The organism is Burkholderia anthina (assembly GCF_902498995.1).
GTDB classification, from domain to species: domain Bacteria; phylum Pseudomonadota; class Gammaproteobacteria; order Burkholderiales; family Burkholderiaceae; genus Burkholderia; species Burkholderia anthina.
Genome location: NZ_CABVLY010000001.1, coordinates 88,621 through 107,752, shown reverse-complemented (window position 1 = coordinate 107,752; position 19,132 = coordinate 88,621). Strand labels below are relative to the sequence as shown.

The 19,132-nt window shown below is 67.9% G+C and carries 18 protein-coding genes and 1 riboswitch; of the genes, 10 read left to right on the top strand and 8 right to left on the bottom strand.

Annotated elements, in window-relative coordinates; genetic code table 11:
• The first annotated feature begins 83 nt into the window (after window positions 1-83).
• The gene (locus tag BME24068_RS00495; RefSeq protein ID WP_174924857.1) at window positions 84-1,535 is read left to right on the top strand and encodes a DEAD/DEAH box helicase; all 1,452 of its coding nucleotides are present in this window, start codon (window positions 84-86) and stop codon (window positions 1,533-1,535) included.
• Here BME24068_RS00495 and BME24068_RS00490 read toward each other — a convergent pair.
• The 3 genes from BME24068_RS00490 to BME24068_RS00480 form a co-directional block, all read right to left on the bottom strand.
• Window positions 1,520-2,035, bottom strand: coding sequence for a hypothetical protein (locus BME24068_RS00490; RefSeq protein WP_174924856.1), 516 nt, complete (start codon window positions 2,033-2,035; stop codon window positions 1,520-1,522). The two genes, BME24068_RS00495 and BME24068_RS00490, sit on opposite strands and share 16 nt — an antisense overlap.
• A 74-nt stretch (window positions 2,036-2,109) precedes the next feature.
• Window positions 2,110-2,937, bottom strand: coding sequence for a ferritin-like domain-containing protein (locus BME24068_RS00485; protein WP_096507134.1), 828 nt, complete (start codon window positions 2,935-2,937; stop codon window positions 2,110-2,112).
• A gap of 315 nt (window positions 2,938-3,252) precedes the next feature.
• On the bottom strand, window positions 3,253-4,893 hold the full coding sequence (locus BME24068_RS00480; RefSeq protein WP_174924855.1) for a gamma-glutamyltransferase family protein: 1,641 nt from the start codon (window positions 4,891-4,893) through the stop codon (window positions 3,253-3,255).
• A gap of 214 nt (window positions 4,894-5,107) precedes the next feature.
• Between BME24068_RS00480 and BME24068_RS00475 the strand changes: the two genes are divergently transcribed.
• Window positions 5,108-5,887 carry a DeoR/GlpR family DNA-binding transcription regulator gene (locus tag BME24068_RS00475; protein WP_096507133.1) on the top strand — a complete coding sequence of 260 codons (780 nt, stop codon included), beginning with the start codon at window positions 5,108-5,110 and terminating at the stop codon, window positions 5,885-5,887.
• 302 nt (window positions 5,888-6,189) lie between these two features.
• The gene (locus BME24068_RS00470) at window positions 6,190-6,387 is read left to right on the top strand and encodes a hypothetical protein (protein ID WP_044846784.1); all 198 of its coding nucleotides are present in this window, start codon (window positions 6,190-6,192) and stop codon (window positions 6,385-6,387) included.
• An 89-nt stretch (window positions 6,388-6,476) separates the two neighbouring features.
• Here BME24068_RS00470 and BME24068_RS00465 read toward each other — a convergent pair whose 3' ends face one another.
• Window positions 6,477-6,845 (bottom strand): hypothetical protein, encoded by a 369-nt coding sequence (locus BME24068_RS00465; RefSeq protein ID WP_174924854.1) that lies wholly within the window; start codon window positions 6,843-6,845, stop codon window positions 6,477-6,479.
• A gap of 163 nt (window positions 6,846-7,008) precedes the next feature.
• On the opposite strand from BME24068_RS00465, the gene glpD reads away from it, so the two are divergent.
• The 3 genes from glpD to BME24068_RS00450 all read left to right on the top strand — a co-directional run bounded on the left by glpD (window position 7,009) and on the right by BME24068_RS00450 (window position 10,937).
• Entirely contained in the window at window positions 7,009-8,532 is a 1,524-nt protein-coding gene (glpD, locus tag BME24068_RS00460) for a glycerol-3-phosphate dehydrogenase (protein ID WP_174924853.1), read from the top strand.
• 104 nt (window positions 8,533-8,636) lie between these two features.
• Entirely contained in the window at window positions 8,637-10,139 is a 1,503-nt protein-coding gene (gene glpK / locus BME24068_RS00455) for a glycerol kinase GlpK (RefSeq protein ID WP_096507129.1), read from the top strand.
• Between the two features lie 81 nt (window positions 10,140-10,220).
• The gene (locus tag BME24068_RS00450; RefSeq protein ID WP_096507128.1) at window positions 10,221-10,937 is read left to right on the top strand and encodes an MIP/aquaporin family protein; all 717 of its coding nucleotides are present in this window, start codon (window positions 10,221-10,223) and stop codon (window positions 10,935-10,937) included.
• A gap of 15 nt (window positions 10,938-10,952) precedes the next feature.
• On the opposite strand, the gene BME24068_RS00445 is transcribed toward BME24068_RS00450, so the two are convergent.
• Window positions 10,953-11,258: a hypothetical protein gene (locus BME24068_RS00445; RefSeq protein ID WP_143331703.1), complete on the bottom strand. Its 306-nt coding sequence runs from the start codon at window positions 11,256-11,258 to the stop codon at window positions 10,953-10,955.
• On the opposite strand from BME24068_RS00445, the gene BME24068_RS00440 reads away from it, so the two are divergent.
• Window positions 11,257-11,943: an HAD family hydrolase gene (locus BME24068_RS00440; protein ID WP_174924852.1), complete on the top strand. Its 687-nt coding sequence runs from the start codon at window positions 11,257-11,259 to the stop codon at window positions 11,941-11,943. The two genes, BME24068_RS00445 and BME24068_RS00440, sit on opposite strands and share 2 nt — an antisense overlap.
• A gap of 88 nt (window positions 11,944-12,031) precedes the next feature.
• Here the strand turns inward: BME24068_RS00440 and ribB are convergent, their stop codons facing one another.
• The 3 genes from ribB to BME24068_RS00425 form a co-directional block, all read right to left on the bottom strand.
• A complete protein-coding gene (ribB, locus tag BME24068_RS00435) occupies window positions 12,032-12,742 on the bottom strand; it encodes a 3,4-dihydroxy-2-butanone-4-phosphate synthase (protein WP_096507126.1) in 711 nt (236 codons plus the stop codon).
• 118 nt (window positions 12,743-12,860) lie between these two features.
• A riboswitch (FMN riboswitch) is annotated at window positions 12,861-13,009 on the bottom strand.
• Window positions 13,010-13,195: 186 nt separating this feature from the next.
• Window positions 13,196-13,879, bottom strand: coding sequence for a helix-turn-helix domain-containing protein (locus BME24068_RS00430; protein WP_096507125.1), 684 nt, complete (start codon window positions 13,877-13,879; stop codon window positions 13,196-13,198).
• Window positions 13,880-14,115: 236 nt separating this feature from the next.
• Entirely contained in the window at window positions 14,116-15,291 is a 1,176-nt protein-coding gene (locus BME24068_RS00425; protein WP_174924851.1) for an MFS transporter, read from the bottom strand.
• A 145-nt stretch (window positions 15,292-15,436) separates the two neighbouring features.
• On the opposite strand from BME24068_RS00425, the gene BME24068_RS00420 reads away from it, so the two are divergent.
• The 3 genes from BME24068_RS00420 to BME24068_RS00410 all read left to right on the top strand — a co-directional run bounded on the left by BME24068_RS00420 (window position 15,437) and on the right by BME24068_RS00410 (window position 19,099).
• Window positions 15,437-16,360: a LysR family transcriptional regulator gene (locus BME24068_RS00420; protein ID WP_174924850.1), complete on the top strand. Its 924-nt coding sequence runs from the start codon at window positions 15,437-15,439 to the stop codon at window positions 16,358-16,360.
• 285 nt (window positions 16,361-16,645) lie between these two features.
• Window positions 16,646-18,019 (top strand): tRNA (N6-isopentenyl adenosine(37)-C2)-methylthiotransferase MiaB, encoded by a 1,374-nt coding sequence (gene miaB / locus BME24068_RS00415; RefSeq protein WP_174924849.1) that lies wholly within the window; start codon window positions 16,646-16,648, stop codon window positions 18,017-18,019.
• A gap of 33 nt (window positions 18,020-18,052) precedes the next feature.
• Complete coding sequence (locus tag BME24068_RS00410) at window positions 18,053-19,099, top strand: PhoH family protein (protein WP_096507121.1); 1,047 nt, start codon at window positions 18,053-18,055, stop codon at window positions 19,097-19,099.
• Window positions 19,100-19,132 lie beyond the last annotated feature (33 nt).

Sequence of the window (19,132 nt, the reverse complement as noted above, 5' to 3'; positions counted from 1 at the left end):
GCGCCCCTTTGCTTTTTGCGACGCCAGTTCCCCGCGCGGGCCGCGCGAGGCGTCGCCGATCATAAAACTCAAGAGTGGTATCTATGTCTTTCGAATCTCTCGGCTTGGCCGAACCGCTCGTCAAGGCGGTCAACGAGCTCGGCTACACATCGCCGACCCCCATCCAGCAACAGGCGATCCCGGCCGTCCTCGGCGGCGGCGACCTGCTCGCCGGCGCACAGACCGGCACCGGCAAGACCGCCGGCTTCACTCTGCCGATCCTGCAGCGCCTGCACACGTTCTACGCCGAGCACCGCGGCGCGAAGCGCGCGGTGCGCGCGCTGATCCTCACGCCGACGCGCGAACTCGCCGCGCAGGTCGAGGAAAGCGTGCGTGCATACGGCAAATACCTGAAGCTGCGCTCGACCGTGATGTTCGGCGGCGTCAGCATCAATCCGCAGATCGATGCGCTCAAGCGCGGCGTCGACATCGTCGTCGCGACGCCGGGCCGCCTGCTCGATCACATGCAGCAAAAGACGATCGACCTGTCGGATCTCGACATCCTCGTGCTCGACGAAGCCGACCGGATGCTCGACATGGGCTTCATCCACGACATCAAGCGCGTGCTCGCGAAGCTGCCGCCGCAGCGCCAGAACCTGCTGTTCTCGGCCACCTTCTCCGACGAGATCAAGTCGCTCGCCGACAGCCTGCTCGATTCGCCCGCGCTGATCGAAGTCGCACGCCGCAACACCACCGCGGAAAGCGTCGCGCAGAAGATCCATCCGGTCGACCGCGATCGCAAGCGCGAGCTGCTCACGCACCTGATCCGCGAACACAACTGGTTCCAGGTGCTCGTGTTCACGCGTACGAAGCACGGCGCGAACCGGCTCGCCGAACAACTGACGAAGGACGGCATCAGCGCGATGGCGATCCACGGCAACAAGAGCCAGTCGGCGCGCACGCGCGCACTCGCCGAATTCAAGAGCAGCACGCTGCAGGTGCTGGTCGCGACCGACATCGCCGCACGCGGGATCGACATCGATCAACTGCCGCACGTCGTCAACTTCGACCTGCCGAACGTGCCGGAAGATTACGTGCACCGGATCGGCCGTACGGGCCGCGCGGGCGCGACCGGCGAAGCCGTGTCGCTCGTATGCGTCGACGAGAAGCAACTGCTGCGCGACATCGAGCGGCTCATCAAGCGCGAGATTCCGCAGGAAGTGATCGCGGGCTTCGAACCCGATCCGACCGCGAAGCCGGAGCCGATCCAGCAGCGCCGCGGCCAGCAGCCACGCGGCGGCAACAGCGGTGGTGGCGGTGGCGGCAATCGCCAGCCGCGTGCAGGCGGCTCAGGCCAGCCGGCCGCGAAGCGCGACGGCAACGCGCAGCCGAAGGCCGCGAAGGCGGCGAAGCCGCGCGCGGCAGGCGGCGCGAGCGGTAACGGTGGTAACGGCAGCGGTCGCCCGGCCGCCGGCAACGGTGCCCGTCCCGCGAACGGCAATGCCGCGCACGCGAACCGCAATCGTTCGTCGCGCAGCGGTCAGCGCGGCCACTGAAGCCGCGCGGCCGCGCGCCGCAGGTGCTCGACCTGGCGCTGCCAGCGTGCGAGCACCTCGGTGCGCGCCCCTTCCAGCGCAAACGTGACGCCCGTCGCGAGACGCGCATAGCCGACCCGCTGCGCATCGCCGTGCGCGATCATCGCAGCGAATCCGGCCAGTCCGCCGAAGTCTCCTTCGAGCGGATCGATTTTCAACTGAGCCTGCAGGAACGCGCCGTCCACGACGAGCGTGAGCGCCGCCGCGCGCCGTTGCACGAGCGCACGCGCCGCCCGCGATTGCGGCCACAGCGCGAGCAGCAGCGTGTGCGCGTCGCGCGCATAGACTTCGCCGACGCTCAGCAGCGTGGTGCGCAGCTGGCCGTCGCCGGTTGCGACGATCAGCGACGCGGCGACATCGGCATGGCGCTCGGGCGCGCTGCCGTCGAATAGTTCGACGACGGCCGGCGGCCACGCGTCGAACGTCCATTGCTCCAGCGCGTGGCGATCGGAGTCGGTCATGATGGGGGGCCTCGGTCGGAGCAGATAGATGCGGCAGCCTGGCCGCGATGAACCGCGCCGTGGCAATCGGGCGATCAGCGCAGGAACACGTGCCGCGTGATCTTCGCGAGCGGATAGTGGATGCTCGGCTGGATCTTCGCGGGCAGGTCGAGCGGCTTCAACAGCATCTTCACGCACATGTCGGCCGACACGTTGCGCCGCACGAGCGAACTGATGCGCGCCGCGCGTTCGCGGTTGTATTCGCTGTCGCCGACGCGATCCGGGTAGCGCATCGCGAACACGTGGCGCAGCGCGATCTCCGAATCCTCGTTCTTGATTTCCATCACGCGACGCGCCAGCGCGCCCAGGACCGCGAGCCGGCCGTTGCCTTCGACCTGGTTGTACTTCTTGAAGAACTTGAAGAAGTGCTTGTAGTGGCGCACTTCATCCGTGCGGATGTTGTCGGTGATTTCCTTCAGCACGGGCTCGTCGGAGCATTCGTTGATCGCGCGATAGAGCGTGGCCGTGCCCGTCTCGACGACGCAGCGCGCGACCATCTCGAGCGCGCGCGTCTTCTCGAATGCCTCGACCGAGCAGGTCTTCGAATACTCTTCGAAGAAATTCGCGAAGGCCGTGTCCCAGTCAAACTCGGGCCACACGTGCGCGATGTACGCCTTCAGCGCGCGGCCATGCTGCAATTCTTCGTGCTCCCATGCATTGTTGAGCCATGCGGAGACTTCCGGATCGTCGTTGAAGAACTGGCTCAGATTGCTCGTGTAGAGATCCGAGCCGCTCTCGATGAACGACGATGCGCACAACAGCAGCAGCAGATCCTCGTTCGCGGCGGCGCGCTGACGATCGATCCGGTTCAGGTCGATGTCCTCGATTCGCCACGGCATGACATGTGTCGTTTCGGTGTGCATGGTGGTTCGCTCCCAGTCGTCGCGCGCTCGGGCCGCCCATGCCTCCGGCACGGGCGCCGGCCATCCTGCAGGCGGCGTCTTGCTTGCGTTTATAGTGAGTTGGTCCGGCCGAACCATTCAGGCATCTTAGCCGGACTTTGATGTTCGTGCTTCAAGCACTGACCATGCCCGGGAAGCGCAGTTCCACGCCCCGTGTTGCCGTTCGTTAGACGAGTCCTTCGACGCCGCCCCGTTGACGTGCGCGCCGCGGGGCGCACCAAACGAAACGGGCGGCCATCCGGCCGCCCGTCGTGCCACGAGACTGGAAGCGTTCCGTCAGAAACCGGCCGCCAGCCCGTCGCGACGGCTGTCGCTCGCGGCCACGTAGCCGCGCTCGGGATCGTCCGGATCGAGGCGCCACACGAACTGCCCCGAACCGAAATCCATGTAAGGGTCGTCGATCGACTTGATCGTATGGCCGCGCGCGGCGAGCGCATCGACCGTGTCGCGGTTCATCGTCGCCTCGACGTCGAGCGTGAAGTCGCGATTGACCTTCCAGCGCGGCGCGCAACATGCGGCCTGCGGCTGCTGCCCGTAGCCGAGCATCCGCACGATGGTCTGCAGATGGCCCTGCGGCTGCATGTCGCCGCCCATCACGCCGAAGCTCATCACGGCCTCGGTGCGGCCGTTCGCTTCCTCGGTGACGAACGCCGGGATGATCGTGTGGAACGGCCGCTTGCCGCCCGCGACGACGTTCGGCGACGCCGGGTCCATCGAGAAGCCGTGCCCGCGGTTCTGCAATGCAATGCCGGCGCCGGGCACGACGAGGCCCGAACCGAAGCCCATGTAGTTCGACTGGATGAAGCTCACCATCATCCCGCGCTCGTCCGCGGCCGACAGATAGATCGTGCCGCCCGAATGCGGCCGGCCGGCCGCGAAGTGCGTCGCGCGCGAGCGGTCGATCAGCTTCGCGCGCGCCGCGAGATACGCGTCGTCGAGCATCTGCTCGGGCGTCACTTCCATCGCGCGCGGATCGGCGACATAGCGATAGACGTCCGCGAACGCGAGCTTCATCGCCTCGATCTGCAGGTGCTGCGAGTCGGCAGAATCGACGGGCCATTCGGTCACGCCCGCCTGCTCGGCGATGCCGAGCGCGATCAGCGCGGCAATGCCCTGCCCGTTCGGTGGAATCTCGTGAATCGTATGGCGGCCGAAGCGCTTACCGATCGGCTCGACCCATTCCGGCCGGTACGCGCGCAAGTCGGCTTCGGTCAGCGCGCCGCCGCCTTCGCGCGAGAACGCCGCGATCTGCTCGGCGAGTGCGCCCTCGTAGAATGCGCGCGCACCTTCCTTCGCGAGCGTGCGCAGCGTCCGCGCATGGCCCGGCAGGCACATGCGTTCGCCGACGAGCGGCGCGCGCCCGCGCGGCATGAAGGTCTCGGCGAAGCCCGGCAGCCCCTGCAACTCGGGCACCGCGGCCGCCCACTTGTGCGCGACGATCGGCGACACCGCATAGCCGCGCTCGGCGATCTCGATCGCCGGCTCGAGGAGATCCGCGAACGGCAGCGAGCCGAACTTCGCATGCAGCGCTTCCCAGCCCGCGATCACGCCCGGCACCGTGACGGTATCCCAGCCGCGCGTCGGCTTGTTCGCGATGCCGTTCGCGCCCTCGCCGTGGCGCTTGCGGAAATAGTCGGGGTTCCACGCGGCAGGCGCGACGCCCGACGCATTCAGCCCCGACAGCCGCTCGCCGTCCCACACCAGCGCGAACGCATCGCCGCCCAGCCCGCACGATACGGGCTCGACCACCGTGATCGCGGCCGCGGCGGCCAGCGCCGCGTCGACGGCGTTGCCGCCCTTCCACAGCATCCGCAGCCCGGCCTGCGCGGCAAGCGGGTGCGACGTCGACACGACGTTGCGTGCGAACACCGGGATGCGGGTCGTCGGATACGGGTTCTGCCAGTTGAAGCCAGTCATCGGTTCTACCTCGTCGAAAGCTGAAATGAACGCGCGCCCGCGCGTGCGGGCAATCCGCCATTGCAGCGCGATCCGGGCAATCATGCAAATTCATTTGTCACATCAATCCATGCGATTTGCGCATGAATCGCCGGCAACCGTGCGCGGCAGGCCGGTCGAACGCCCTTCCCGCCCTTACAATAGCCGCTCCGCCTTACGATCCGACCGCCGAGCCATGACCCGAGATCCTCGCCTCACCCTCAACGCGCGCCAGCAGGAATTGCTCGAATGGGTGCAGCGCGACGGCTTCGTGACCGTCGACGATCTCGCCGCGCACTTCGCGGTCACGCCGCAGACGATCCGCCGCGACGTGAACTGGCTCGCCGACCTGAACCTGCTGCGCCGCTACCATGGCGGCGCGAGCCTGCCGACCAGCTCGGAGAACGTGTCGTACACCGCGCGCCAGCGGATGTTCCACGACGAGAAGCGGCGCATCGCGGCGCTCGCGGCGTCGCACATCCCCGACCAGGCATCGCTGTTCATCAACCTCGGCACGACGACCGAGGAAGTCGCGCGCGCGCTGAACCGCCATCACGGGCTGCACGTGATCACGAACAACCTGAATGTCGCGTCGATGATGAGCGGCTACCCCGATTGCGAGGTGCTGATCACGGGCGGCATCGTGCGGCCGTGGGACAAGGGCATCGTCGGCGAACTCGCGATCGACTTCATCCGCCAGTTCAAGGTCGACTACGCGATCATCGGCACGTCGGCGATCGAGGCCGACGGCACGCTGCGCGACTTCGACACGCGCGAGGTGCGCGTCGCCGAAGCGATCATGCAGCATGCGCGCACCGTCTATCTCGTCGCCGACCATTCGAAGGTCGGCCGCCCCGCGCTGGTGCGCCAGGGGCATCTGAGCCAGGTGCATGCGCTCTTCACCGACAAGCCGCTGCCGCCCGAGATGGCCGACGCGATCGCGGCCGCCGGCACCCAGGTGTACGTCGCCGAATGACGGTTGCGATGCTGCACCGCACCCAAAACCTCAAGTGAAATCAAGAAGTTGGCGCGCCAGCCGAACCGCTTGCAGCAGGCGTGCCTGTCAAACTGAAAATTAACGGGGCACGATTTGTCGTTGCCCGCGCGCTCGACTAGACTCCAGTTCCCCGGCCCGTTCGCCCGATCCGCCTGTGCCAAGGCGTGTGCGAATCTCAAGGCCGGCGAATACAGCTTTCCCCCCAAGCCATACCCCGCGGGGTATCGCGCACCGGCGTTTGCGCCGGCCGCGCGGGCAAACCGGTTGCCATGGAGAGAACGATGCTGAGTCCGCATGAATTCGCCACGCTACTGCTAGTGAAGGACGCCCCCGATCACGGCGACATGGATCGCGATGAACTCGACGCGCTGCTCGAACAGCAGCTCGTGCGACTGGAAGGGCTGGGATCGGGACGCAAGTACTGCGTGACCGAAACCGGCGACGCCGCGTTGCGATCGATCAAATGCCGCTATTCGTGAAGTCCCGCTGTTCCTGACCCGGGCGCGCCGGCCGGATTCCCGGCCGTGCCGCGTTCCCCGCTCGTTCCGCCTCCCGCAGCTTTCCCGCGTCAGCCGCCGCGCAGCGTCGGATCGACCGCGGCCCGCCAGCTCACCGCCTGCGCACGCGCGCCGTTGAAATACGCGACCCAGCCGGCGCGCCCCGCCGCGTCCGGCGCCGCATAGCGCGTCGAAAGTTCGTTTACGAACGCACAATAGTTCGCTTGCGTCAGCCCGCGATACCGTTTCGCGACGTACGCGTCGTACAGCGTCGAATAGACCGGCTGCGCGTCCGCGCCCCAGTCGCGCGCGGCGCCGCCGCACGACGTCTGCAGGTCGACGAACGACGGCGCACGCCAGTTGCCGGCCAGCGGCGGCGTGCCGGTGGTGCAGCCTGCCAGAACGACGGCGCACGCGCCGGCCCACATCCCAATACGCATGATTCACCTCGCGAAACGGTCGATTCCGCCAGTATCGTCCGGGATCGCGTCGCGCGCTACTGGCCCCGCTTTTTCGAACTTTACTTTTTCGATTTCGTTCGTTAAATTTCGAATTCGAACATTTCATGTTCGCCAATTTCCATCAAACGATAAGGACAGCAGGGTGACCCAACCGAATCGCTACGATCTGCTCGTCGTCGGCGGCGGCATCAACGGCGCGGGCATCGCGCGCGATGCGGCCGGCCGCGGCCTGTCGGTCCTGCTCTGCGAGCAGGACGACCTCGCGTCGCACACGTCGTCGTGCAGCACGAAGCTGATTCACGGCGGCCTGCGCTATCTCGAATACAACGAGTTCGGACTGGTGCGCAAAGCGCTGCAGGAACGCGAGACGCTGCTGCGCGCGGCGCCGCACATCATGTGGCCGCTGCGCTTCGTGATGCCGCACATGCCGAACCTGCGGCCGGCGTGGCTGATCCGCATCGGCCTGTTCCTCTACGATCACCTCGCGAAACGCGAACTGCTGCCGGGCTCGCGCGGCATCGACATGCGCCGCCATGCGGCCGGCGCGCCGCTGATCGACTCGATCAAGCGCGGCTTCGTGTATTCGGACGGCTGGGTCGACGACGCGCGCCTCGTCGTGCTGAACGCGCTCGATGCGCAGGAGCGCGGCGCCGAGATCCTGACGCGCACGAAGCTCGTATCCGCCGAACGCCACGGCGACGAATGGGAAGCCCGGCTGCAGCACGCGGACGGTTCGATCCGCGTCGTGCACGCGCGTGCGGTCGCGAACGCGGCCGGCCCGTGGGTCGGCGACGTGCTGCACGGCGCGCTCGGCCGCGGCGCGCATCACAGCGTGCGGCTCGTGAAGGGCAGCCACATCATCACGCGGCGCCTGTTCGATCACGACCACGCCTACATCTTCCAGAACCCGGACAAGCGGATCATCTTCGCGATTCCGTACGAACACGACTTCACGCTGATCGGCACGACCGACGTCGAGTACACGAGCGATCCCGCGAAGGTCGCGATCGACCGCGACGAGACGCAGTATCTGTGCGAGTCGATCAACCGCTACTTCAAGCGCAAGATCTCTCCGGCCGACGTGCACTGGACCTATTCGGGCGTGCGCCCGCTGCTCGAGGACGAGAACGCGGCGAACGCATCGGCCGTCACGCGCGACTACCGCCTCGAGATGGACGACGGCGCCGGCGCGCCGCTGCTGTCGGTGTTCGGCGGCAAGATCACGACGTTCCGCAAGCTCGCCGAAGAAGCCGGCGACATGCTGTGCCGCGCGCTCGGCCGCGACGCGAAGACGTGGACGGCCGGCGCCCCGCTGCCGGGCGGCGACATCGCGAACGCGAAGTTCGACGCCTTCGCCACCGCGTTCGCGAAACGCCATCCGTGGCTGCCTGCCGCGCTTGCGCGCCGGTATGCGCGTGCGTACGGCACGCGTGCGGAGCGCGTGATCGACGGCGCGAAGTCGCTCGCCGACCTCGGCGCGGAAATCGCACCGGGCATTCACGACGCCGAACTGCGCTACCTGCGCGACGTCGAATGGGCGACCTGCGCGCAGGACGTGCTGTGGCGCCGCTCGAAGCTCGGCCTGCACGTCACGCCGGGCACGCTCGACGCCGTGACGGCCGCGGTCGACGCCTGGTTCGCCGCCGCGCACGCGCCGCACGCCTGATTCCGATTGCAGTAGCAGTTGCGTTACCGACGTTGATTCACCGACGCGCCGCCACACGCGGCGCGCATCACAACTACGCCAATCCACGGATGGAGATGAGAGACATGCAGGATCAGTACATCCTCGCGCTTGACCAGGGCACGACGAGCTCCCGCGCAATGCTGTTCGATCGCCAGGGCAACATCGTATCGATCGCCCAGAAGGAATTCGAACAGATCTACCCGCAACCCGGCTGGGTCGAGCACGACCCGCAGGAAATCTGGTCGACGCAAGCGGGTGTCGCCGCCGAGGCGGTCACGCGCACCGGCCTGAACGGCACGTCGATCGCCGCGATCGGCATCACCAACCAGCGCGAGACGACCATCGTCTGGGATCGCGAGACGGGCCAGCCCGTGTACAACGCGATCGTCTGGCAGGATCGCCGCACCGCCGACTTCTGCGATTCGCTGAAGAAGCAGGGCCTCGAAGCGAAGGTGCGCGCGAAGACCGGCCTGCCGATCGACTCGTACTTCTCCGCGACCAAGATCCGCTGGATCCTCGACAACGTGCCGGGCGCGCGCGAGAAGGCGCGCCAGGGCAAGCTCGCCTTCGGCACCGTCGACAGCTGGCTCGTGTGGAACTTCACGAAGCACGAGCTGCACGTGACCGACGTGACGAACGCGTCGCGCACGATGCTGTTCAACATCCACACGCGCGAGTGGGACGGCGAGCTGCTCGAACTGCTCGACATCCCGCGCAGCATGCTGCCGGAAGTGAAGGCGTCGTCGGAAATCTACGGCCACACGAAGACCACGGTGTTCGCGTCGAAGATCCCGCTCGCGGGCATCGCCGGCGACCAGCACGCGGCGCTGTTCGGCCAGATGTGCACGACCTCGGGCATGGTGAAGAACACCTACGGCACCGGCTGCTTCCTGATGATGAACACCGGCAACAAGCCGATCGAGTCGAAGAACAACCTCGTGACGACGATCGCATGGCAGATCGGCGACGACGTGCAGTACGCGCTCGAGGGCAGCATCTTCATCGCGGGCGCGGTCGTGCAGTGGCTGCGCGACGGCGTCGGCATCATCAAGACGGCCGCCGAAATCGAAGCGCTCGCCGCGAGCGTGCCGCACACCGACGGCGTCTATCTCGTGCCGGCGTTCGCGGGCCTCGGCGCGCCGCACTGGAACGCACGGGCGCGCGGCTCGGTGTTCGGCGTCACGCGCGGCACGACGTCCGCGCACCTCGCACGCGCGGCGCTCGACGCGATCGCCTACCAGTCGCTCGACGTGCTGGCCGCGATGGAAGCCGACTCGGGCATCAGCATCGGCGAGCTGCGCGTGGACGGCGGCGCAAGCGCGAACAACCTGCTGATGCAGTTCCAGGCCGACCTGCTCGGCGTCGACGCGGTGCGTCCGCAGATCACCGAGACGACCGCGCTCGGCGCGGCCTACCTCGCGGGCCTCGCGATCGGCTACTGGAAGAACCTCGACGAAGTGCGCAGCCAGTGGCAGCTCGATCGCCGCTTCTCGCCGTCGATGCCGAAGGAGCAGGTCGAACGCTGCATGGCCGGCTGGCAGCGCGCGGTGCGCGCCGCCAAGGCGTGGGCCGACGACGCACAGTAATCGCAAACAATCCAGAGAAATACAACAACATCGGCGGACCGCGCAGCGCGCGAGTCCGCCGCGACTTACGAGAGACAAATCATGTCACCTTATATTGCGGAATTCATCGGCACTGCAATCCTCGTGCTGCTCGGCAACGGCGCGGTCGCAAACGTGCTGCTGGCGAAGACCAAGGGCAAAGGCGCGGACCTGATCGTGATCGTGATGGGCTGGGCGATGGCCGTATTCGTCGCCGTCTACGTGACCGCGTCGTTCAGCGGCGCGCACCTGAACCCGATCGTGACGATCAGCCTTGCGCTCGCGGGCAAGTTCGCGTGGTCGAAAGTCGGCGGCTACATCCTCGCGCAAATGCTCGGCGGGATGGCCGGCTCGCTGCTCGTGTGGCTCGCGTATCGTCAGCACTTCGCGAAGGAAGTCGACGCCGACCTGAAGCTCGCGGTGTTCTGCACGGCGCCCGCGATCCGCAGCGTCACGCACAACGTGCTGACCGAAGCGATCTGTACGTTCGTGCTGATCCTCGGCGTGCTGTATCTGGCCTCGCCGCAAGTCGGCCTCGGCGCGCTCGACGCGCTGCCCGTCGGCCTTCTGGTGCTCGGCATCGGCATCTCGCTCGGCGGCCCGACCGGCTATGCGATGAGCCCGGCGCGCGACCTGTCGCCGCGCATCATGCATGCGCTGCTGCCGATCCCCGGCAAGCGCGACAGCGACTGGCGCTATGCGTGGGTGCCGGTGATCGGCCCGCTGCTCGGCGGCGCCGCGGCCGCCGGCCTGTATCTGCATCTGCACGCGATGGCCTGATCGCGCTGCGATTCTTCACATTCGCCACATTCGGCGCGCGGCATCGGTTGCCGCGCGCGACCCGCATTCTCCTGCCCTCGCACCTTCGCCGCCACCGATCGCCCGCGGCCGGCACCAAAGGCTTCCGCTTCGCACCCGGACAGCAACCGCCGCCGGCGTCGCGTCGATCGCGCGCTCGACCCGCATCCGCGCCACGCGTGAGCGGCACGGGATCGACGCGACGGTGAAAGCGGCCGGCCGAACGGCTCGCGGCGCATCGGCGAAAGCACGTATCATGGCGGCATGATCGGCGTCGCCGACACCCCGCTTCTTCACCATCATGCTCGATCACCTCATCTGCGACTGCGACGGCGTCCTCGTCGACAGCGAAGTCATCGCCGACCGCGTCCTGCTCGAAACGCTGTCCGCCACGTTCCCGCACATCGATTTCGAAGCCGCCGCAAAATCCGCGTTCGGCCAGCAGACATCCCGCTTTCTCGCCGGACTCGAAGCGCACTTCGCGATCCGGATGCCCGAGAACTTCATCGAAACCATCGAGCACAACATCGAGATCGCGCTCGCTCAGTCGCTCGCGCCGATCACCGGCGTGCGCGATGCGTTGCTGAAGGTCGGCCTGCCGGCCGCGGTGGTCTCGAACAGTCGGCTCGTGCGCGTACGCAACTCGCTGAAGCGCGCGTCGCTGACCGAAATCTTCGGCGAGCGCGTGTTCAGCTCCGAGCAGGTCGCGCGGCCGAAGCCCTACCCCGACGTGTACCTGCATGCAGCGCAAACACTTGGCGTCGCGCCGGCGCGCTGCATCGTCGTCGAGGACAGCGTATCGGGCCTGAACGCCGCACGCGCGGCCGGGATGAAGACGATCGCGTTCGTCGGCGCGAGCCACATCCCCGACAACTACGCGGACGCGCTGCACGCGATGGGCATCACGCGGATCATGCGCAAGATGGATGAACTGCCGGCGCTCGTCGCGGCCGGCCAGCGTGGCGAATTCGGCGACGTGCAGTCCTGACGGCCGGCGCGCGTGCGCCGATGCGCGCACGCCGTGTCTGTCGCGGGCGCATCGATGCGCCCGCTGTCTTCCCCCGCTGCCCTCCCCGTCAGGCCGGTTCGCAGCAACGCTCGCGCGCAGCCGCCAGCGCCTCGCGGAATTCGACCAGCTCGGCGATCGTCAGCATCGGCAGACCGTGCTGCTGCGCGAAACGCTCGACGTCGTCGCCGCGCGTCATCGTGCCGTCCGGATTCATCAGCTCGCACAGCACACCCGCCGGCTTCAGGCCCGCGAGAATCGACAGGTCGACCGTGCCTTCGGTATGGCCGCGGCGCGCCAGCACGCCGCCCGGCTGCGCACGCAACGGGAATACGTGGCCGGGGCGCACGATGTCGTACGGCTTCGCATCGTCGGCGATCGCCGCGCGAATCGTCGTCACGCGGTCGGCCGCGGACACGCCGGTGTGCACGCCTTCGCGCGCCTCGATCGAGACGGTGAATGCGGTGCCGTTACGGCTCTCGTTGGTCTGCACCATCGGCGGCAGCTCGAGCGCGCGCACCTGGTCGTCGGTCAGGCACAGGCACACGATGCCGCTGCATTCGCGGATCAGCAGCGCCATCGTCTCGGGCGTGATGCGCTCGGCGGCGACGATCAGGTCGGCCTCGTTTTCGCGGTCGTGATCGTCCTGCAACACGACGGCACGGCCCGCGCGCATCGCGTCGAGCGCGGCGGCGATGCGCGGCGGCACCGGTTCGGAATCGAGCAACGGAAGATCGGCAAAGGCGTCGGACGGTGCCGACGAAACGGACATCAAGGACATGTGAAACGCTCCTCGCAAAGACGATTTGGGCGAAAAACGTTTCAGGGCATTGCAAACAGACAGAACGACAACCCGCTTCGCACGGATGGCAAAGCGGCCCTGACGGACATGACTATCTGCACATCTTCTCTCATCCGGACTGTGACCGTCGGCTCTGGCATTCGACCAGATCTGCTGACCCCGCGCGGATGCGCGGGCGCTCGCGGGCTCGCCGGCTTTCGCCAGCCTACCGCCGGTGGGGAATTTCGCCCCGCCCTGAAGACGCACTGATGCCGGCCGGGGGCTACCCGTGACCGGCGGGCCAAGCATACATCAGCTGCGCGCACCGCGCAGCGAACCACACCTAAAACCTTACTGACGACGCCGTCTAACGGCATCGTCCAAACGACCGATACCGGGCGCCGGGCGCCCGTCCGGAACGCGACAGGCGCGAGCCCGGCTTCGGCCGAAACATCAGCCGGCCGCGTGTGCGGCGTCGGGCACGAGCCAGCGCGGCGGCACCTCGGGGCTCACCGTCACGCGAAACGCGCGCGCTTCGCTGTCGCCCGGGTTGCGCAGGCTGTACGGCTGGTCGGCGTCGAACACGATTGCGTCGCCGGTCGCGAGCAACTGGCGGCGATCGTGCACGCTGACTTCGAGCGTCCCCTCGCTGACGACCAGGTTCACCGTCGTGCCGGGCGCGCGGCGCGCGCCGGGCTCCGTATGCAACGGCGCGATCCGCAGCTCGTGGAACTCGGCGGCGGCCGGTTCGCCTTCCGGATACAGCGCACGTGCCGAAAAACGGCCGTTCGAACTGACGACGCGCGACGCACGCTCGGCCGCCAGGTGCTCGAAGCCGTTCACCGCGTGCCGGCGCAGAAACGCGGCGACCGACACCTTCAGCGCCGCGGCGATCTTGCAGAGCACCTTGATCGACGGCACGCTGCGCGCCGACTCGATCTGCGCGAGCATCGCACGCGATACACCGGACAGCCGCGCGAGCGCATCGAGCGACAGTTGCCGCTCGGCGCGCAAGCGCGCGAGGTTCACGCCGACGACCTGCTCGAGGACATCGAGCGACGCGGACGTCCGCGCGTCGGCGGCATCGCCGGACTCGAAGGAAGACACGCCGCGCACCAGCGCCAGGGGTGAAGACATAGCATTGCCTCCGGGCCGCCGCGCGGCCCTGCAAATGGGGTAAACCGGAATCGGGTTGCGCCACGAACAGCGCGTATCGAGACGCTATCACCCGCCCCCCGGCCGGCAAACGAAGTTATCTTCACACCGTTATCAGCATCGCGGAGGAATGCGTTTCTCGCGAACCTTTTCCTGCCGCTGCGGCGTCGATCCGGCACCGAAGGAGGCGCCGGTCGATGCGCCGGTCGTCACACCGCTCAATGCGCCGCCGGTGCCGCACCGCACGCCGGTGTGCGCGCATCGAGCCGCATCGCGATCCACGTGACGACGAGCGCCGCGAACGTCACCGCGACGGCGACCCACGGCAACGCGTCGAGTGCGAAGCCGTGTTCCAGCGCGAGCCCGCCCAGCCACGCGCCGCCCGCGTTGCCGACGTTGAACGCACCGATGTTCAGCGTCGACGCGAGATGCGGCGCGCTCGCGGCCTTCTCGACCACGCGCGCCTGCAGCGGCGGCACCGTCGCGAACGCGGCGATCCCCCACACGAACACGGTCACGGCGGCCGCGACCGGCAGGTGGCTCGTCTTCGCGAACACGGCCATCACCGCCATCAGCGCGACGAGGATCGCGAGCAGCGACGGCATCAGCGCGCGGTCGGCGAGCTTGCCGCCGAGCATGTTGCCGATCGTCAGCCCCGCGCCGAACAGCACGAGGATCAGCGCGACCGCGCGCGGCGAATAGCCGGACACGCTCTCGAGAATCGGCGCGATGTACGTGAACACCACGAACACGCCGCCGAAGCCGAGCACGGTCATCAGCAGTGCGAGCCACACCTGCGGCTCCTTCAGCACGCGCACCTCGCGGCCAAGGCCGACCGGCCCGCTGTCGTGCCGGTTCGGCACCAGCAGCGCGACGCCGCCGAGCGACAGCACGCCGAGCGCGGCGACGATCCAGAACGACGCGCGCCAGCCGAGCAACTGGCCGACGAACGTGCCGAACGGCACGCCGAGCACGTTCGACAGCGTGAGGCCGGTGAACATCAGCGCGATCGCGCTCGCACGCTTGTCGGCCGGCACGAGCGACGCGGCGACCACCGCGCCGATCCCGAAGAACGAGCCGTGCGCGAACGACGTGACGACGCGCGCGACCATCAGCATCGCGTAGCCGGACGCGGTCGCGCACAGCACGTTGCCGACGATGAAGATCGCCATCAGCAGTTGCAGCGCGGCCTTGCGCGGCATGCGGCTCGTCAGCACGGCGAGCAGCGGCGCGCCGACCGCGACGCCGAGCGCGTAGCCGGTGACCAGCAGCCCGGCCGACGGCAGCGACACGGCGAGGTCGTGCGCGACTTCGGGCAGGAGCCCCATGATGATGAATTCGGTGGTGCCGATGGCAAACGCGCTGATCGCGAGCGCCAGTAACGGGATGGGCATGACGTTCTCCGGAAGGCGGCGGATGCGGCGTCGGATCGGTGCCGCACCGCACAAAAAGAGGATGTGCGCGCATTGTCCCGAATACGCCTATCTTTGATAATTGGCGTGGCATTTGAACCATTTTCAAAAAACAGTGAAAAATCCGATGGATCGACTGGGCGATATCCGGCTGTTCGTCGAGGCGGCGGAACTGGGCAGCCTGTCCGCCGCCGGGCGCAAGCTGAACCTCACGCCGGCCGCCGCGAGCGCGCGCCTCGCGAAGCTGGAGGCGGCGGTCGCCACCCGGCTGTTCGACCGTTCGACCCGGCGGTTGCGGCTCACCGACGAGGGCCGCCTGTACCTGAACGGCTGCCGGCAGGCGTTGCAGGCGCTCGACGACGCAAACGCGCTGCTGCAGGCCGGCCGCAACGTCGTCGGCGGCCGGGTGCGGCTGTCGGCGACGTCCGATTTCGGCCGCCGCCGGCTGCTCGACTGGCTCGACGAATTCACCGCGCGCTACCCGGACGTGACGTTCTCGCTGACGGCGTCCGACTCGACGGTGAACCTGTGGCAGGACGAAATCGACCTCGCGATCCGTTTCGCCGCGCCGCCCGACGGCGCGCTGATCGCCCGCCGGCTCGCCGCGGACCGGCGCGTGCCGTGCGCGGCGCCGTCGTTCGTCGAACGCCACGGCGAGCCGCGCGATCCGCACGATCTGGCCCGCTTTCCCTGCAACGTGATCACGGTAGCGTCCGGGCCGATGAACGCGTGGCGCTTCACGCGCGGCGACGACACGCAGACCTGCACGGTGCCGCTCGCCACCGCGTTCGAGACCAACGACGGCGGCCTCGCCCGCGAGTGGGCGCTGCGCGGGCGCGGCATCGTGCTGAACTCGATCTGGGATGTCGCCGACGACATCCGCGCCGGGCGGCTCAAGGTCCTGCTGCCCGACTGGCGGCACCAGAGCGCGCCGCTGCACGCGATCTATCCCGGCAAGCGCTACATGGCGCCGCGCGTGCGCGTGCTGCTCGACTTCCTCGTCGAACGCTTCGCGCGCGAGGAAGCGGCGCACGACGACCTGCTCCGCTGACGACCGCCGCCGCGGCTGGCCACGTGCCGTTTCGGGGTCGGAGCATGACGAACGGCGTCGCGCGGCTGCAACCCGCCGGCCGCTCCAGGCAGCGCGTAAAGCTATAATGGAAGGCTTTCCCGACGGCTTTTCACCGCAGTTCACGACAGGCTCGACGCGCGCTGCGCGCCCCGGTCCGCCCTTCGGCGCCGGCAGGCGCCGGCCCGAGCCGCTGCTCCGGCAGCAGCCGTCCCGATTCACCCTTGACGACGCCCCCAGGTCAACCACTGCGAACGGCGAATCCCCATGACCAAGAAAGTTTACGTAAAGACCTTCGGCTGCCAGATGAACGAGTACGACTCGGACAAGATGGTGGACGTGCTCAATGCGGCCGAAGGCCTCGAAAAGACCGATACCCCGGAAGACGCGGACATCATCCTGTTCAACACGTGCTCGGTGCGTGAGAAGGCGCAGGAAAAGGTGTTCTCCGACCTCGGCCGCGTGCGCGAGCTGAAGGAAGCGAAACCGGGCCTGCTGATCGGCGTCGGCGGCTGCGTCGCCAGCCAGGAAGGCGCGTCGATCGTGTCGCGTGCACCGTACGTCGACCTCGTGTTCGGCCCGCAAACCTTGCACCGCCTGCCGCAGATGATCGACCAGCGCCGCGCGAGCGGCCGTGCCCAGGTCGACATCACGTTCCCCGAGATCGAGAAGTTCGACCACCTGCCGCCCGCGCGCGTCGAGGGGCCGAGCGCGTTCGTGTCGATCATGGAAGGCTGCTCGAAATACTGCAGCTATTGCGTCGTGCCGTACACGCGCGGCGATGAAGTGTCGCGCCCGCTCGACGACGTGCTGACCGAAGTGGCCGGCCTCGCCGACCAGGGCGTGCGCGAAGTCACGCTGCTCGGCCAGAACGTGAACGCCTACCGCGGCGCGCTGACGGCAGGCTCCGCCGAGATCGCCGATTTCGCGACGCTGATCGAATACGTAGCCGACATCCCCGGCATCGAGCGGATCCGCTACACGACGTCGCATCCGAAGGAATTCACGCAGCGCCTGATCGACACGTACGCGAAGGTGCCGAAGCTCGTGAGCCACCTGCACCTGCCCGTCCAGCACGGCTCCGACCGCATCCTGATGGCAATGAAGCGCGGCTACACGGTGCTGGAATACAAGTCGGTGATCCGCAAGCTGCGCGCGATCCGCCCGGACCTGTCGCTGTCGACCGACATGATCGTCGGCTTCCCCGGCGAGACCGAGGACGATTTCGACAAGATGATGGCGCTCGTGCACGACATGAGCTACGACACCAGCTTCTCGTTCATCTACAGCCCGCGCCCCGGCACGCCGGCCGCGAACCTCGCCGACGACACGCCGCGCGAAGTGAAGCTCAAACGCCTGCAACATCTGCAGGCGACCATCGAGGAAAACGTCGCACGCATCAGCCAGTCGATGGTCGGGAAGGTCGAGCGGATCCTCGTCGAGGGTCCGTCGCGCAAGGACCCGAACGAACTGTCGGGCCGCACCGAGAACAACCGGGTCGTGAATTTCCCGGCGCCGCTCGCGTCGCACCCGCGCCTGATCGGCCAGATGATCGACGTGAGGATCAACCATGCGTACCCGCACTCGCTGCGCGGCGAGCTGCTGCTCGTGAGCGACGACGCGAGCGCGGCCACCCACTGACCGATTGACGCTCAACAGGAGCCCGACGCTACTTTGAAGACCGTCCAAGCACTGGAATTCACCGCGCCGCGCGACGACAACGCGCGCCTCGCCAATCTCTGCGGCCCGCTCGACGAGAACCTGCGGCAGATCGAACAGGCGCTCGACGTCACGCTCGCGCGGCGCGGCCACCGGATCACGATCCGCGGGCGCGGCGCAAAGCTCGCGCTCGCCGCACTCGAGAACTTCTACAACCGTTCGCGCGATCCGCTGTCGGTCGACGACATCCAGCTCGCGCTGGTCGAAGTGCGTCACACCGCCGGCAACGGCCGCCAGGACACGCTCGACGTGCGTTTCCGCGGCGATCCCGATCATCCGTTCGACGAACCGGGCGTGCAGATCGACGACGACAATCCCGACGAGGAACCGGCGCCGAAGCTCTACACGCGGCGCGCCGACCTGCGCGGCCGCACGCCCGCGCAGCGCGAATACCTGAAGCAGATCCTGCAGCACGACGTGACGTTCGGCATCGGGCCGGCCGGCACCGGCAAGACCTACCTCGCGGTTGCATGCGCGGTCGACGCGCTCGAGCGCGACCAGGTCAAGCGGATCGTGCTGACGCGCCCGGCCGTCGAGGCCGGCGAGCGGCTCGGCTTCCTGCCGGGCGATCTCGCGCAGAAGGTCGACCCGTACCTGCGCCCGCTGTACGACGCGCTGTACGACCTGCTCGGCTTCGACAAGACCGCGAAGATGTTCGAGCGCCAGATGATCGAGATCGCGCCGCTCGCGTACATGCGCGGCCGCACGCTGAACCACGCGTTCATCATCCTCGACGAGGCGCAAAACACCACGCCCGAGCAGATGAAGATGTTCCTCACGCGGATCGGCTTCGGCTCGAAGGCCGTCGTGACCGGCGACACCAGCCAGGTCGACCTGCCGCGCGGACACAAGAGCGGCCTCGTCGAGGCGCAGCAGGTGCTCGGCGGCGTGCGCGGCATCGCGCTCACGCGCTTCACGAGCGCGGACGTCGTGCGCCACCCGCTCGTCGCGCGCATCGTCGAGGCTTACGACGACTTCCACGCTCAGCACAAGGACGCGTGAAGCACCGGCCAACGGCCCGGCCCGCCCGACGGC